The sequence below is a fragment of the Desulfobacter latus genome (assembly GCF_013389365.1).
Classification (GTDB): domain Bacteria; phylum Desulfobacterota; class Desulfobacteria; order Desulfobacterales; family Desulfobacteraceae; genus Desulfobacter; species Desulfobacter latus.
In genome coordinates, this window is the sequence record NZ_JACADJ010000032.1 from 1 (window position 1) to 15,583 (window position 15,583).

Sequence of the window (15,583 nt, forward strand, 5' to 3'; positions counted from 1 at the left end):
TAATATTGTTGGGAAAATATTACCAATTTCAGAGATATCTGAACTATACAACGCTGAAGCAGAAACTCTCATTTCCCAATTTCAAAAATTAAAATTATTAGGCTTTGAAATAAGAAATCATAATACAAACAGACAAATAGAAGAGGGATATTTACTTATTCCATATTCTTTTCCGAGTTTAAATGAAAGAAGCCTTCAGCGATTAACGGAGTTATAAATGAAATACAAAAATGATGAATTTCAAAAACATCTTCGTGTATTTGAAGATAGAAGTGAATATTTCACAGATGAAAACAATGTAGAAATGTTTCCAGAAGGTGTTATTTCCGCAGAAGCCAAGAAAAGAATTAAAAAAGTTAGAAATGCTTTTGAAAATAGCTTCCTTGATAAACTGATTATAGATCTTTCAAGTGGAAAAGAAAGCGTTGATGTGGCTGCAATAAGTGAGGCCGCATCAATAAGTGTAAATGGCCTTGTAGATTCATTAACGAGTGAAGTTGGAAGAGCGCTTATAGGCTTGTCTGTAATGCAACTTTGCGTCAAATCCATTGAGCCATCCCAAAATATTCGTTTGCACAAAGGCAGCTCAAATCGCGCATCATTTTCATGGGTTGAAGGCATTTCAATGCGAACATTAGATAAAAAACATGTTACGCCAACACTTCGAAAATATGATTTATTGAGACTGAATGCAGATGGCTTTATGATGACTAGAAGTCTTGCTGAAAACTATCCCTATACTTTTTTGTATAAAGCATATCTTAGAGGCGCGAGAGAACAATGGCTAACTCTTGTTGAAGAGGTTGAGAAAAAAAACACTTCAGCCATTGAAACATTGAAATATCTGCTATCTAGACTTATAAATGCTGCTTCAGAGTTCGTAGATACAGCAAATGTTTTATTAGATTTGGCACACAAATATGTAACTATCAATTCCGACAAAAAATCTATATCTTCTGTTTTAAGGCAACACTCTGAAAATTCAGACTACGCCGCTCGATTATTGGAAATAAACATGCACTCATTAATGCAGACCGCATCAGAATCAGGCGCTTTTGGAGTCGCTGAAGTTAAACCCCTATCTCAAATGAGGTCTGCGAATAAGAAGCATGGGAATATCGGGGATATTGAGTTATTAGAGGATGGGCAAATCATCGAATCCTGGGATGCCAAATATGGAAAAGGCTATCTGAGGGAAGAAATCGAAGAAGCCGTAGAGAAACTTCAGCACCATGAATTTGTAGATACTGTTGGTTTTGTTACGAATGTTCACATTGAACGTACAGAAGAAATATCAAAACGTATTTTCGAAATAGAACAATTGTATTCAATAACTCTCAAGGTGTTATCTTATGATGACTGGGTAGAGATGGTTTTTCGCAGGGCACTTGAAGTTGGAACTGTTTCTGAAGAAGAGTTAGCACAAAAGTGGTTCATCACATATTGTGAATACTTATCGCAAAAACGACGGCAGAATGCACCTATTGATGAGCCGTGTCTTGGTTGGATCAACTCCTTAACGAGCATTATAAAGATTGCACAATAGGGATAGGACTCCCCATTACTGAGGAGCCCTCCCACACCACCCGGCATACGGATCTCGTACCAAGGCGGTTCGGCTGGTGTTAACAAAATCGGCTGTAGGTTATCCCACCGATTTACCGGGTTTTGTGTAGAGTCATGCTATGGAAATTTCGGCCACTGCCGCATTATTCCCATAAAATCCTTCTACTTACTCACCACAACCATTTACCCAAGCCATTCGGCCCGGGTACCGTTCAGGCCTTCATCGGGGTGAGGCCTCCGGGTGTACTTCTCTCAAGACAGCGAGGCCCGGCTCGTTTCCTCCGACTACTATGCCCTCTGCTGACTTCTCCCATGCGGTCAGGACCAGTTACCCGGCCCTCAGCCAATCCGGCACATGGGAGACCTCCCGGGGTAAACACATGCCTTTCAGTACGTAGATGCCGAGTTTACGGACATACCCTGTAATGGATAGAGGACTTTACCTTGTTGTGCAGGCTCGTCCCGGTATGCGCGCCTTATACTCGATTCCTGTACGTCATCCCGTACCTTCGCGGTACCTTGCCTCAGCAAGGCGGCTTCCTCCCGAAGCACCGTCACCGGTACCCCGTTGCACTACCGCTACACCCTTCGCCTCCATCCGGCTGGGTCTAAGACTTGCCAAATGTTTGGAAATCCATTACATTTGACTCACTTTTAAGAACATGTGCCGTGCCCGGCACACACCAAACGCTGCAGCTGACCGTGGGGAGCTAGCGGCTTTTTGAAAGTGCTTGGTTTCTGAAATAACTTGGCTTTTAGAACGTGCTCGGCTATATAAGGGTGTTGAAATCGACCACCTCTTTTACAATAAAATCAGCGACTTAACCCCAAAACCTTTGTTTTCGGATAACGTATTGATTTTAATAAAGATAGTAACCAAAATAAGACCTCGATTTCAACACCCTTTATATGCCCCCCCCGGCCAGCTGAACTCCCCGTTATCATTTAAAACCATCCCTATCTTGATTCAAATACGCCAATGGCGTATTGTTGTGTTATGGAATTCATTGAAACATCAATATTTACCAAGCAAGTCCTGAGGCTTCTACCCGACTCGAGTTATCGAGTATTGCAATCTGCTTTAATGTTAAATCCAGGTGCAGGGGCAATTATTAAAGGAAGTGGAGGGATTCGCAAGATTCGTTGGAAATTACCTGGTGCAGGTAAAAGAGGGGCTTTACGGGTTATTTATTATTTCGATCAACCCGAAACGATTTACATGCTATTCATGTACAAGAAAAAGGAACAAGAAGATTTAACCCCTGAACAAGTCAAAATCTTGAAAAAAGCATTAAAGGAGAATTTATTATGAAAAACGAAGATTTTGATATGTTGCTTTCAAGCATAAAAGAAGCTGGCGATATAAAAACCGGAAAAAAGAAACCAAGTCGAGTTTTTGAGATTGAAGCTCCTGAAATTAAAATGGTTCGGAAAACTTTAAGCGTTTCACAATCTGAATTTGCCATGATGATAGGAGTAAGCGTAAGAACTCTTCAAAATTGGGAACAAGGGAGGAGGAAACCAGAAGGCCCTGCAAAAGCCTTGTTATGTATCGCCTCGAAAAACCCCAAAGCGGTACTTGAAGCCCTTCACGCTTGATCAAAAATTATGATAATCGGGATAGGACTCCCCATCACTGAGGAGCCCTCCCACACCACCCGGCATACGGATCACGTACCAGGGCGGTTCGGCTGATTTAAGGCATCAGTTCCCGGGTAGATACAATCCTTTGTCGATGAAATATCTTTCAGGCATGGCAATGGCAACCCACTTGATTTTACTCATGTGCCAATACTTTTTACGGGCATTGCCGCAAAGCATGGCATCATGGTGCGAAATACCAAGTTTTTTAAGGTTACGAACCCTGGTTTTGGGATTCTTCCATTGTTTCCAAACAAGGCTTCGCAGCCGCCGCAGTATCCAGACTTTGAGCCCTTTAGGGAAAAAGCATAACAGGCCCCGGGCCGGATCGTTGTGTGGTATTCCAGGAGGACGCGCTTTTTCCCTGGCTCACCGTGGCGGAAAATATCGGGTTCAGCCTGAAGGGAAAGGCCTTGTCTGCGGCTGAAAAACAGTCCCGGGTAAACCGGCCAAGGGCATTGGGAAGATATGTCTCGCCAAATCCTTTGTTTGACAATGTTCCCCATTTGAGATACAAAATAAAATATATTCAGCGGAAGAAACGCTTGACCCCATTCACAGGGATCATAAGTTGATTGGCAACTGGAAGGGACGCCGTGAATGTCACATTGAATCTGATTGGCTGCTGATCTATATGATCGAATCGGATAAAGTTGTTTTTGAACGGACCGGAGCTGACCTGGTCCATCGATGATTTCAATACCCAGACTCACCCCCACAACAAAACATAAAAGTTCTATAATAGCTTATTGGAACTTTTAGATAAAAATTTATCATGACCCTGTGCCGAAAGAGAGGGCTTGCTTTGAAAATGCGTAGGACAAAAATTGTAGCGACCATATCCAACCTGAACTGTTCCGTGGAATTCATTAAAACGCTTTATCAGGCCGGAATGAATGTGGTGCGCTTGAATACGGCGCACATGAGCCATGATGATGCCAGGCAAGTGATTGAAAATACCCGCAAGGTATCGGACAAAATCGGCATCCTTCTAGACACCAAGGGCCCTGAAGTCAGAACCTGCGATGCCAAAATGCCGCTGTCCGTTGTTTATGGGGATTTTATCCGCATCAAAGGAGAGGCTGACGGGATTTCCAAAGATGATGTCATCTGCGTATCCTATCCGCATTTTGTCGATGATGTGCCGGTTGGTTCTTTCATTCTCATTGATGACGGATACATTGCCTTGAAAGTGACGGACAAAATAGATAATCATCTGGTCTGTTTCGTGGAAAATGACGGGGTCATTTACCCCAGAAAAAGTGTCAATATCCCATCGGTTCATGTTAGATTGCCGGCCTTGAGCAAAAAGGATATGGGGTTTATTGCCTTTGCCGCAGACCAGAATCTTGACTTTATTGCCCACTCCTTTGTTCGCAATAAGGAAGATGTCCTGGCTGTTCAAAACATTCTTGATGAGAAGAAATCTCCAATCAAAATCATCGCCAAGATTGAAAATGCCCAGGGGGTGAATAATCTTCGGGAAATTCTGGAATATGCCTATGGGGTGATGGTGGCCAGGGGTGATTTAGCCGTTGAAATTCCAACTGAAAAAATTCCCTTGATTCAAAAAGATATTGTCCAGACCTGTATTGAACTTAGACGTCCTGTGATTGTCGCCACCCAGATGCTGCATTCCATGATTCAATCGCCGCGGCCTACACGGGCGGAAGTGTCGGATGTGGCCAATGCCTGCCTGGATCATACTGACGCCTTGATGTTATCAGGTGAGACGGCGAATGGTAAATATCCTGTGCAGGCGGTGCAGACTATGGCCAGGATTGCCCGGGAAGTGGAGTTAACAAGAAGCTCATTCATTGATATCCCCTATTCAAGTAAAGGCAATTTGACGGATTATCTTGCCAAGGCCGCAGTGAAGTCTTCCCTGCGTTTGAACACCAGGGGCATTGTGGCGGATTCACTTTCCGGAAAAACCATTCTGGCACTGGCCGCCTACCGGGGGGACAGCCCGATTTTCGCCCAGGTTTACGATAAAAAAGTGATGCGCAGGCTCTCTTTGTCTTTTGGGGTATTTCCCGAGTACATTTCTCTTGAGCCAAGTCCAAGGGAATCAGTTGCAGGCGCCATCTGCCGTTTAATTGAAGACCAAAATTTTAACGATGACGACTTGATTATTCTGCTTTCCGGCAGTTTCGAGCCTGAGCAAGGTGCCTCTTTTATTGAAATCGGCAATGCAAAAAATTTTAGTGAACACTTTATGTGGCAGCATAAATAAGCGTACCATATAGGATATCGCACATGGAAAAGACTGGAAAAGTAACAGACATTGAGTTTGTATCATACATTTTAAACCGAAAAATGTCGTAATAAAATTTGGAAGAAGGGAGTGGTCATGAAGTGGATGCAATATTTTACGCCTGCCAAATCAATTAGCCCAAAAGAAGCCCGGGAGTATGTCACAAAACACCCCGATGAAGATTTTACCCTTCTGGATGTCCGCCAGGATTCGGAATACCAGGAGGCGCATCTGCCGGGTGCCGTACTCATCCCGTTGCCCCAGCTTTCCGACCGCTTAACGGAGATTGACGCTGAAAAGCCTGTCCTTGTATATTGTGCCATTGGCGGGCGCAGCCGGGTTGCCGCCCAGATGCTGTCTGGAAAAGGGTTCAAAAAGGTTTACAACATGTCAGGGGGAATCAAGGCCTGGCAGGGAAACAAGGCTGTGGGGCCCCAGGATCTGGGCCTGCATATTTTCAGCGATGTGGAAAATCCCTGCGATGTGCTGAAAATCGCCTATTCTCTGGAACAGGGATTGCGCGAGTTTTATCTTGGCATGCAAAAAGAGAGCAAAAGAAAAGAGGTAAAATCTCTTTTTGCAACACTTGCAGAAATAGAAATCAAACACCAGGATGAAGTTATCGCAGCCTATAAGGAATACTGCACAGAATCTGTGGACAGGCAGACGTTTGAACTTGAGGTTGAGGCACATGCCATGGAAGGGGGGCTTTCCACGGAAGAGTACCTGGAACTTTTTGACCCTGATCTTTCGTCGGAAAAGGATGTGATTTCCCTTGCCATGTCCATTGAAGCCCAGGCCCATGACCTGTATCTGCGCCTGGGGGCACAGCTTGAAAATATTCAGGCAAAGGACGCTGTAAATAAAATCGCAAATGATGAAAAACAGCATCTTGAAAGTCTGGGCCGGTTAATGGACACTCTTTAAACATTTATTTCACAACGGGGGAAATAAAATGGAAAAACATCTTGCTTTGATCGGTGGCGGGCACGCCCATATGATGATTCTGGATAACCTGAAAACAATTGTAGACAAGGGGATTAAAGTTACGGTGATCGCGCCGTCCGCCTATCATTACTATTCAGGCATGGGACCTGGTATGCTTGGGGGGCGATACAGCCCTGACGACATCCGGTTTGCCACAGAAGATGTGGTAACCAAACAGGGGGGCACCTTTATTCGTGACCGCGTAGTTAAAATAGATCCCAAGGCAAAAGAAATTTTTACGGAAACCGGGAAAACTGTCGGGTATGATGTGGCCTGCTGCAATGCCGGTTCCTATATTCCCATGGATACGGTTCCGGGGAAACTTGAAAATATATATCCTGTCAAGCCCATTGAGACGCTGTGGGAGGCAGCCCAAAAGCTGAAAATGTTGTTCAGGGAAAAAAGGGTTCGTGTCTCAATCGTGGGGGGCGGCCCCTCTTCGGCGGAAGTGGCCGGCAATATCCTTGCGCTTGCCCGACGAACACATGGGTTCAAGCCGGAAATACACATTTTTGCAAGGCGCTGTCTCATGTCGGGATTTCCTGAACCGGTAAGATCAAGGGTCGTCTCCATTCTTAAAAAAAAGGGGATACTCATCCATGAACAGGCGCCTGTCAAAGAGGTAGGGCCCGGAACAATTCAGCTTGGCTCAGGCCGGAAATATAGCACGGATTTCATTTTCATGGCCACAGGGGTTCGACCGTCACCCATCTTTGAGAATTCCGGCCTTCCCGTTGGCCCGGATAAAGGCCTTCGGGTCAACCGGTTTCTGCAATCTGTGGCATACCCTGAAATTTTCGGGGGTGGGGATTGTATCTGTTTCCAGGAAAGGCCGTTGGCTAAAGTCGGGGTTTACGCTGTCAGGCAAAATCCTGTCCTTCTCAACAATGTCATGGCAGCCCTTGAAGAAAAACCGTTGATCTCCTTTGACCCCGGGCCTGAGTATCTTCTCATTTTCAATCTGGGGGGCGGCATCGGGGTCTTAAAGAAAAAAGGGCTGGTCTTTGGTGGAACGCTTGCATTCATGATCAAAGACTATATTGACAGACGCTTCATAAAACAATTTCAAGCCATTGAGAAAAATTTATAAATTTTTTACATAAATCCGTACTGTGGGGATGATGGTAAATGCGGCCCTCATAATCCATTCCCCTGGGAATCGCGTCTGATAAAAACAGGCGTATTAAAAGGATGCTGGCTTTGTATCGATCCATTTTCCCGTGGCAGTTGTTTTCAATGTCTGAAATTTCGCCGGAACCGAATGCCTTCGGTAAAACACCATGTTGCTCCACACAGGATTTAAGAAAATTTAAGATTCTTGCCAGGCGTAAAAGTGTCACGGCTTCAAGCCTGGACGTTTTATCCACCACTGGAAAAACGGTGGACCGCATTAAGGAAAAATCATGGGGCAGCAGTTTCTGTCTTTCACACAGGGCATAATCTGAACTGCCCGGGGCCGGATAGTAAATGGAGAGACCTACAATGGTTCTTCTGGTCGCAAGTGTTAACAAATCATTTAAGGTGGTCTCGGCGGTCTGACCGGGCGCGGCCCCAAGAAGGTAAGAGACACAATTCATATCCAGATCCCTGGCCATGTCCAGTGCCTTGTCATGGGCATCTCTGACATCCGGACGGTTAAAGCGCTTTAACTGGGCGGCACAAAAAGACCCCACGGACAGGTTTAGGGTTTTGAACCCGGCTGCTTTCATGGCTGTCAGGATTTCTTTGTCAAGGGATGGGGGAAAAAGTCCGTTCATGGCGCGCAGTTCAATCTCTTGTCCCTTGAATATCTGTTGGATGCCCGCCAGAAGTTCCATTACCCATGATTTTTTAAGGGTTAAGTTCTCATCCTCAAAATCAATGAATCCAATCTGTTTGGATCTTGCCTGCAATTTGATTTCATCAAGCACATCTTTAACCGGCCGCATTCGAAAAGCCCCATAATTGCCGGCTGCAGACACCGCGCAATAGGAACAGGAAAAAGGACACCCTCGGGAGGCCACAATGGTGATGGCGGCTTTTTTATTGCGCTGGTAAAAGTGCCGGTTAATTTTATCCAAAGCCTTCTGGTCAAGCCCATGGGGAGAATCCGCCCAAAAAGGTGGATTGAGAACAATATCATTGCCATACCTGAAACCGATGCCGCTGATTTGCCTTAAATCAGCGGCATCAGGTAACGTGTTGGGCGGTTGGTCCTTGAGCAGCCGCGCAAGCTGTACCATGGGGCGCTCGCCCTCTCCCTGGATCAGAAAGTCAATCTCGTTGTATTCAAGACATTTTTTGGGAAACTGGGTGACATGGTGGCCGCCCAGTACAATAAAGGCATTGGGCCGGAATCGTTTCACCGCCCTTGCCGTGTCCAGGGCCTGCGCCCAATAGGGGGTGAACAAGGCGGAGATGCCCACTAAAAATGGTTTTTCCTGCCTGACCAGATTGGCAATATGCTCAAAACTGCAGCCAAAGTGTCTGTAATGGTGGAACAAAGAAAAAAAGGTCAGATCGGTTCTTCCATAATGGGGAACCAGGTGACCGAACGCTTCCGGGTATTCAATGATTTTTGATTTATCCCTGGCAAGCGCATCAATAATGGTCGTCGAAAATCCGGCCTGTTCCAGCTGTTTGGCAATACAGGCAAGCCCATAGGGAATAGTACGCTTTTTTGTCAGGTAAAATTCCCGGATGGGCGGGGCGATTAAAACAACATCCGTCATGGACTGTGCGCCTGTTTTATTTGGTCCAAACACTAATTTTTCAGGCTGTGAATGGGTGCCGGTATATGACCGCCGTATTCCACAAAGCTATCTTCAAGGTCAAGGTGGGGCACATCCATGATACTAGCCTTGCCCAAAAGCCCGCCGAAATTGACGTTGTCCCCTGCTTTTTTACCGGGCACCGGAATAATGCGCGTGGCCGTAGTTTTGGCATTGATCATGCCGATTGCCATTTCATCGGCAATGATGCCCGCCAGCACCTGCTCTGTAATATCTCCGGGCACCGCCACCATATCCAGCCCCACGGAACATACACAGGTCATGGCTTCCAGTTTTTCCATGGAGAGAAATCCTTTCTGTGCCGCCTCGGCAATGTTAAGGTCTTCACTCACAGGAATAAAGGCACCGGACAGGCCGCCCACATGGGACGAAGCAAAGGCCCCGCCTTTTTTCACCGCATCATTGAGCATGGCAAGGGCTGCGGTGGAGCCGGGTACACCAATATAGGAAAGACCCAGGGCCTGGAAGATTTCGCCCACGCTGTCACCCACCGTGGGGGTCGGGGCAAGGGACAGATCCACCACGCCAAACCGGATATTAAGGATATCCGCCACCTCCCTGCCGATAAGTTCTCCCACCCGGGTGACCTTGCAGGCCGTACGTTTGATAATTTCGGCAATGCGACCAAGGGGCAATCGCTGCTGGGCCAGGTTTCTTTCAATGGCGCGTTTGACCACGCCGGGTCCGGATACCCCGACATTGATCACGGCATCTGCCTGGCCCACGCCAAGGTAGGCGCCTGCCATAAACGGCATGTCCTGGGGAATGTTTGAAAAAACACACAGCTTGGCACAGGCCAGTCCGTCTTTATCAGCTGTAAGCGCAGCTGCCTTTTTAATGGCCCTGGACATGGTAAGCACGGCATCCATATTAATGCCGGCCTTGGTGGTCGCCACATTTACCGATGCACAGATCCGCTGGGTGCCGGCCAGCGCTTGCGGGATCGCGTCAATCAACGCCTGGTCCCCTTTGGCAATGCCTCTTTCCACCAGGGCTGAAAAACCGCCGATGAAATCAATATTTACGATTTCGGCAATGTCATTGAGTTCATGGGCAATCTCCACCATCTGCGCCGATGAAAAAGAGGCACCCACCAGGGCAATGGGAGAGATGGAAATACGCTTATTGACCACCTTTATGCCGTACTTTTCACCCACCTGGTCACAAGTTTCCACCAGCGCGGCGGCATGGCCGATGATTTTTTTGCGTATGTTTTTTTTGAATACAGTCAGGTCATGGGAAATACAGTCAAACAGGTTGATGCCTAAGGTCACGGCCCGAACGTCCAGATTTTCATTTTTTACCATCTCTATGGTGGAGATAATTTCCTGATCGTCAAACACCTTGAAAAATTCCTTATATTTTATTGGTCACGTCAAAAATATTTTTGTGCTGGATACGGATGTCCAGGTTCAGTTCGTTCGCTTTTTCTTTAAGGGCCGCAAACATGGCAGGGGCATCAATCTCTTTTGTTACCAGAACCTGGTAAGACATGACATTTTCATTGGGATTGGAGCCGCCCATGAACACGGCTTTCATGTTGACAATATTGGCGCCAAAACTTGAGATGATGGAAGATAGTTGTGCCACAAGGCCTTTCTGATCGGGGCCCGAGGTGGTGATCAGAAAAATTTCCTTTTCCGAAACCGGCGCCTGGGTCTCTTCCTCAAGGGGTCTGACATGGATGGTCAGTCCCCGGTCTTCTTCTTTTAAGGCAAGCTCCTGTCGAATGGTCTCACAGGACAGGCCTTTGGGGACCTGGGTTATAAAGAAACCGGCAAACTGATTTTGCAGGATCATCTGGTTGACGTTTTCAAGATTGCACCCCAGTTCATACAGATCTGACGTGACACTTGCGATGATGCCCGGCCGGTCTTTGGCCAGGACGGATATTATCATTTTTTTCATTTCTTGCCTTTTTCAGAAAGCTTGCGAAGCCCGTCTATGGTTTTCTTGTAGTCAGGTGTGTTAAAAACGGCAGACCCCGCCACAAAACAACACGCCCCGGCCCTTGTAACGGCTTCCATGGTATCATTGTTAACGCCGCCGTCTACTTGGATAATGGCATTGGATCCTGCCTCCGACAGCATTTTAGACAACGCAGTGATTTTATTTAAGCTGGCGTCAATAAATTTCTGGCCGCCGAAACCGGGATTGACACTCATGATCAGGACAAAATCCAGCATATCAATGACATATTCAATGGCTGACAACGGCGTGGCCGGATTCAGGGCAACGCCGGCCTTTGGCCCCAAACTTTTTATCAGCTGCAGACTGCGGTGCAGATGGGGGCATGCTTCGGCATGGACGCTGATGTAGTCGGCCCCGGCTTTGGCAAAATCCGGAATCCGGGCATCCGGGGTCTCAATCATCAGGTGGACATCCATTACCATATTGGTGACGCGTCTGCAGGCCTGAACAACAATGGGGCCGTAGGAAATGTTGGGCACAAATTGTCCGTCCATAACATCAATGTGAATCCAGTCGGCACCGGCTTTTTCCACTGCTTTGACCTCTTCTCCCAAACGGGTGAAATCGGCAGACAGGATGGAAGGGGCGATCAATGTCATAATTGTCTCCTATTTTTTTCTCCGCATCCTGGCTATGAAAAAACCGTCCATGTCAAGATGGTCAGGAAAAGTTGTTTTATTAAATGCCTTAGGCCCGGATTCGCAGAAAAAAGGCAGATGCGCTTCAAATCCTGAAGGGTCCGGGGCAAAGTCTTTTCGTTTGTCTAAGAATCGCTGAATCACCTGGGTTGTCTCTTCGGGTTCGCAGGAACAGACCGCGTATACCAGTACACCGCCGGGGATCACCAGATTGGCGGACCCGTTAAGGATTTTTTTCTGCAGGGCGGCCATGCGCATCATCTCCTTTGATCTTCTTTTCCAGCGGCTGTCCGGGTTTCGGGCAAGGACGCCTAAGCCTGTACAGGGCGCATCCACAAGTACCCGGTCAAAATAGAACGAAAAATCATTGACCCCGGCCCGGGTCATGTCCACATGGGTGTTGTGAATTATATCAATATCCAGGCGACCGGCTTCACCGGCTAAACGCCCGGCTTTGCTTTCGCCGGTATCATTGGCGGTAATGCAGCCTGTGTTATCCATTTCAAGGGCCATGTGGCAGGTTTTGGTACCCAGTCCTGCACAGGCATCCAGAATATTTTCTCCGGGCCTGGGGCCCAAAAGCTGTACGGCAAGCTGGGCCGCTTCATCCTGAACCTGAAACAGGCCTGCATTAAATCCGGGCAGATCAGGTATGGCAATGCCGGATGTCCGGAGCTGAAGGCCTAAAGGACTGAATCGTGTAGTTTGGGTTTTAATCCCTGCGCGTTCAAAATTTGCCGTCAGGTCTTCCCGGCTGATTTTGCGTGGATTAACCCTGAGGGTAAGCGGGGGCAACGCCATCAATGCGGCGGCCAGCGCCAGTGTTTTTTTTTCTCCATATCTTGCAGCCCAGCGTTTACCAAGCCAGGGGGGAATGGAAAACGCAGCCGTCAGGTGCCCAATTAAATCTTTATGGGAACAGGGCAGGGCAACGTTTTGGTGTGACCTGGCGATATTGCGCAAAACCGCATTGATGAACCCTGACGCCTTTTTACCGCAGATCGGTTTTGCAAGTTCAATACTGGTATGAATGGCTGCAAAATCCGGGACCCTGTCCAGGAAAACAAGCTGGAACACCCCCATGCGCAATATGGTTTTTACCTTGGGGTCAATGCGGTCAAAGGCAAGTTTAGAGCCGTGGCAAATCAATTGATCAATGCGGCCCCTGTGTCTGAATACGCCGAACACAATGGCATGGCAAAGCCCTTTATTCTTTTGACTCAACCGGTCAAGCTTTTGTGCCGCATCTTCAATGGCACGGTCAAGGGGCAGGAAGGGCTTTTGCCCTGCTTCAATCAGGGTAAAGGCGATATAACGCGGATCAGCGGTCATATTCATTCACAACAGGCCGGCAGGTCAATCTTATTTCCACAAAGAAATGCGGCGGCATCAAGACGTTTTCCTGAGCTTCCCATCAATTCAAGGATCTGGACAACACCATCTCCCGCAGCTATAAACAGGCCTTTGTCGCTGCAGCTTATAATGGTTCCCGGCAGGGCGGACGTTGGCATGGGTGCGGATGAAACAACGGCTTTAAAAATTTTGAGGCGTTTTCCGCAAAGTTCCGTAAAAGCCCCGGGCCAGGGGGTCATGGCATTGATGTGGGCGCAGACAGATCCTGCACTGCCGTTCCAGTTAATGCGGCCGTCTGACTTTTTGAGCATGGATACATAGCTTGCTTTTGAATGATCCTGGGGAACGGGAGTGATTTTCTTTTGTTCAATGCCGCGGATGGTTTTAATGATCAGGTCGGCACCCAGCTGCGATAACCTGTCATGCAGGGTTGACGCGGTCTCTTCAGGATTCACAGGCGTTTTATCCATCAACAGAATATCCCCTGCATCCATTTTTTCAGCCATGACCATGGTGGTCACACCGGTCTGTTCATCCATATTCAAAACCGCCGCCTGGATGGGGGACGCCCCCCGGTATTTGGGTAACAGGGAGGCATGGATATTTATGGGATAGATTTTGGGGATATCCAGCACCTGCCGTGAAAGGATCCGGCCAAAGGCCACTACGACAAAATAGTCCGGTTCAAGAGCGGTCATCCGCGCTATTGTTTCCGGGGTGTTTATTTTTTCAGGCTGGTAAACGTCAATGCCAAGGTCCCGTGCGGCTTGCTTGACTGCGGAAGGGCTAAGTTTTTTTCCACGACCTTTGGGGCGGTCCGGTTGGGTCACTGCCAGTAAAACATCAACCCCCGGCTCTTTTGCCAGGGTCTTTAACGCCGGGACCGAGAATTCCGGGGTGCCCATGAAAACGATGCGAATGGGTTTCATTTTTTATTTTTCAGTTGTTTTAATCGTTTTTTCTTATACATCGCCCGTTTCAATGCGGAAATCCGGTCAATAAACAGGATACCGTCAAGGTGGTCAATTTCATGCTGCATGATAACGGACATAATCCCTTGGGCATCAAATTCAATGGGTTCGCCGTCAAGATTCATGGCCCGGACCGTGACACTTGCATGCCGCCTGACATCGGCCCTGTAGTCAACGACACTTAAACATCCTTCTTTTTCAGAGATAAAGGTCTCTTTGGATTTGGATAGGATTTCAGGATTAATCAGTGCGGTAAATGTTTTGTCCTTGGGGTCTGTTTGTTCTTCCCCTGCATGGGGATCATAAATAATAACCCGGCGATTAATCCCGACCTGGGGAGCGGCAAGGCCGACGCCCGGTTCATGGAACATGGTCTCCCCCATATTCTCAATCAATCTTTTTAACGCCTCATCAATGGTTTCAACGGGTATGGATATATTTTTTAATGAGGGTTCGGGAAATGTGACAATATCAAGAATAGCCATTTATTTTAAAATTTCCTTTGCCTTTTGAATGTCTTTTTTGATCTGATTGGACAGCTGCTCAATATTTGAAAATTTAATTTCATCCCGGAGTCGTTCCACCATATTAACGCGTATCCGGGAATCGTATATATCTTCTTTAAAATCAAGGATATGAACTTCAATAGTAAACATCCCATCTCCAAAGGTCGGGGAATAACCAATATTGGCCACACCGTTGAAGTTGCCATGGATGGTTTCAACCGTTACCGCATAAACCCCGAACTTGGGACACAACTCATCATGAAGTTTTATATTGGCCGTGGGGCATCCAAGCTGACTGCCCCCGCGTTCGCGGCCCTTTATAACCTTTCCCCGGATCTGATAATAGCGCCCAAGATAGTGCTTTGCCCGGTCCACATGACCGTCCATGACCAGGTTTCGTATTTTTGTGCTGGAAATACGCTCCGTGCCGGTTTCAACATCCTTTATCCAGTCCGGAACAATGGTCTCATAGCCAAATTCTTTTTCCTTGGACTTTAAAAGCGCAATATTGCCGATTCTGTTTTTTCCAAAGGTATAGTCCGGGCCGATAATAATCGTTTTCATACCGATTTTCTTTACAAGAATATCTTCAATGAATTCCTGGGCTGATATCTGTGCAAAAGCTTTGTCAAAGGGCAGACAAAGCAGCACGTCTATGCCCGAGGACTCAATCAGTTCAATTTTCTGGTCCCGCCGGGTAATCAGCGGAGGGCTGGAAAGGCCCAAGGCTCTTAATGGATGCGGTTCAAATGTCATGGCTATGCAGGTACCGCCAATCCGGGTTCCCTTTTCAATCACCTGGTTCAACAGCGCTTGATGACCTTTGTGCACACCGTCAAAATTACCAATGGTAATAACAGCGTTTTTAAAGGGGGCCTTAATTTGATTTAAATCTTCAATTAATTCCATGTTGTCCTTTAAA

17 protein-coding genes are annotated in these 15,583 nt (G+C 47.2%); 8 read left to right on the top strand and 9 right to left on the bottom strand.

Features of this window, described 5'->3' with window-relative positions; genetic code table 11:
• The 4 genes from HXW94_RS19265 to nadS all read left to right on the top strand — a co-directional run.
• Positions 1–217, top strand: a 217-nt coding sequence (locus tag HXW94_RS19265; RefSeq protein WP_218576666.1) for a hypothetical protein, incomplete at its 5' end; no start/stop codon positions are given.
• Positions 218–1,546: a hypothetical protein gene (locus tag HXW94_RS10275; RefSeq protein WP_178366813.1), complete on the top strand. Its 1,329-nt coding sequence runs from the start codon at positions 218–220 to the stop codon at positions 1,544–1,546.
• Between the two features lie 1,017 nt (positions 1,547–2,563).
• Positions 2,564–2,878 carry a type II toxin-antitoxin system RelE/ParE family toxin gene (locus HXW94_RS10280; RefSeq protein WP_178366814.1) on the top strand — a complete coding sequence of 105 codons (315 nt, stop codon included), beginning with the start codon at positions 2,564–2,566 and terminating at the stop codon, positions 2,876–2,878.
• Complete coding sequence (nadS, locus tag HXW94_RS10285) at positions 2,875–3,165, top strand: NadS family protein (RefSeq protein ID WP_178366815.1); 291 nt, start codon at positions 2,875–2,877, stop codon at positions 3,163–3,165. The genes HXW94_RS10280 and nadS overlap by 4 nt, the downstream gene beginning before the upstream one ends.
• Positions 3,166–3,502: 337 nt before the next feature.
• On the opposite strand, the gene HXW94_RS10290 is transcribed toward nadS, so the two are convergent.
• The gene (locus HXW94_RS10290) at positions 3,503–3,703 is read right to left on the bottom strand and encodes a hypothetical protein (RefSeq protein ID WP_218576667.1); all 201 of its coding nucleotides are present in this window, start codon (positions 3,701–3,703) and stop codon (positions 3,503–3,505) included.
• Between the two features lie 27 nt (positions 3,704–3,730).
• On the opposite strand from HXW94_RS10290, the gene HXW94_RS20345 reads away from it, so the two are divergent.
• The 4 genes from HXW94_RS20345 (at position 3,731) to HXW94_RS10310 (ending at position 7,541) form a co-directional block, all read left to right on the top strand.
• Positions 3,731–3,901: a type II toxin-antitoxin system RelE/ParE family toxin gene (locus HXW94_RS20345; protein WP_425484217.1), complete on the top strand. Its 171-nt coding sequence runs from the start codon at positions 3,731–3,733 to the stop codon at positions 3,899–3,901.
• Between the two features lie 111 nt (positions 3,902–4,012).
• Positions 4,013–5,443 carry a pyruvate kinase gene (pyk, locus tag HXW94_RS10300; protein ID WP_218576669.1) on the top strand — a complete coding sequence of 477 codons (1,431 nt, stop codon included), beginning with the start codon at positions 4,013–4,015 and terminating at the stop codon, positions 5,441–5,443.
• Between the two features lie 117 nt (positions 5,444–5,560).
• Positions 5,561–6,391: a rhodanese-like domain-containing protein gene (locus tag HXW94_RS10305; protein WP_178366818.1), complete on the top strand. Its 831-nt coding sequence runs from the start codon at positions 5,561–5,563 to the stop codon at positions 6,389–6,391.
• Positions 6,392–6,419: 28 nt separating this feature from the next.
• Positions 6,420–7,541, top strand: coding sequence for an NAD(P)/FAD-dependent oxidoreductase (locus HXW94_RS10310; protein WP_178366819.1), 1,122 nt, complete (start codon positions 6,420–6,422; stop codon positions 7,539–7,541).
• Here the strand turns inward: HXW94_RS10310 and HXW94_RS10315 are convergent.
• From HXW94_RS10315 to HXW94_RS10350, 8 genes are read right to left on the bottom strand one after another with little or no spacing between them, the layout of a single operon-like run.
• Entirely contained in the window at positions 7,504–9,162 is a 1,659-nt protein-coding gene (locus HXW94_RS10315) for a B12-binding domain-containing radical SAM protein (RefSeq protein WP_178366820.1), read from the bottom strand. The two genes, HXW94_RS10310 and HXW94_RS10315, sit on opposite strands and share 38 nt — an antisense overlap.
• A gap of 32 nt (positions 9,163–9,194) precedes the next feature.
• Positions 9,195–10,565, bottom strand: a complete 1,371-nt coding sequence (locus HXW94_RS10320; RefSeq protein ID WP_178366821.1) for a DUF711 family protein — start codon at positions 10,563–10,565, stop codon at positions 9,195–9,197.
• Positions 10,566–10,578: 13 nt separating this feature from the next.
• Positions 10,579–11,130: a glycine cleavage system transcriptional repressor gene (locus tag HXW94_RS10325; protein ID WP_178366822.1), complete on the bottom strand. Its 552-nt coding sequence runs from the start codon at positions 11,128–11,130 to the stop codon at positions 10,579–10,581.
• Complete coding sequence (gene rpe, locus HXW94_RS10330; protein ID WP_178366823.1) at positions 11,127–11,792, bottom strand: ribulose-phosphate 3-epimerase; 666 nt, start codon at positions 11,790–11,792, stop codon at positions 11,127–11,129. Before rpe ends, HXW94_RS10325 begins: the two co-directional genes overlap by 4 nt.
• 9 nt (positions 11,793–11,801) lie before the next feature.
• Entirely contained in the window at positions 11,802–13,163 is a 1,362-nt protein-coding gene (rsmB, locus tag HXW94_RS10335; protein ID WP_246293831.1) for a 16S rRNA (cytosine(967)-C(5))-methyltransferase RsmB, read from the bottom strand.
• 2 nt (positions 13,164–13,165) lie between these two features.
• Complete coding sequence (fmt, locus tag HXW94_RS10340; RefSeq protein ID WP_178366825.1) at positions 13,166–14,113, bottom strand: methionyl-tRNA formyltransferase; 948 nt, start codon at positions 14,111–14,113, stop codon at positions 13,166–13,168.
• Entirely contained in the window at positions 14,110–14,640 is a 531-nt protein-coding gene (def, locus tag HXW94_RS10345) for a peptide deformylase (RefSeq protein ID WP_178366826.1), read from the bottom strand. Before def ends, fmt begins: the two co-directional genes overlap by 4 nt.
• The gene (locus HXW94_RS10350) at positions 14,641–15,570 is read right to left on the bottom strand and encodes a bifunctional riboflavin kinase/FAD synthetase (protein ID WP_178366827.1); all 930 of its coding nucleotides are present in this window, start codon (positions 15,568–15,570) and stop codon (positions 14,641–14,643) included.
• Between the last annotated feature and the right edge of the window lie 13 nt (positions 15,571–15,583).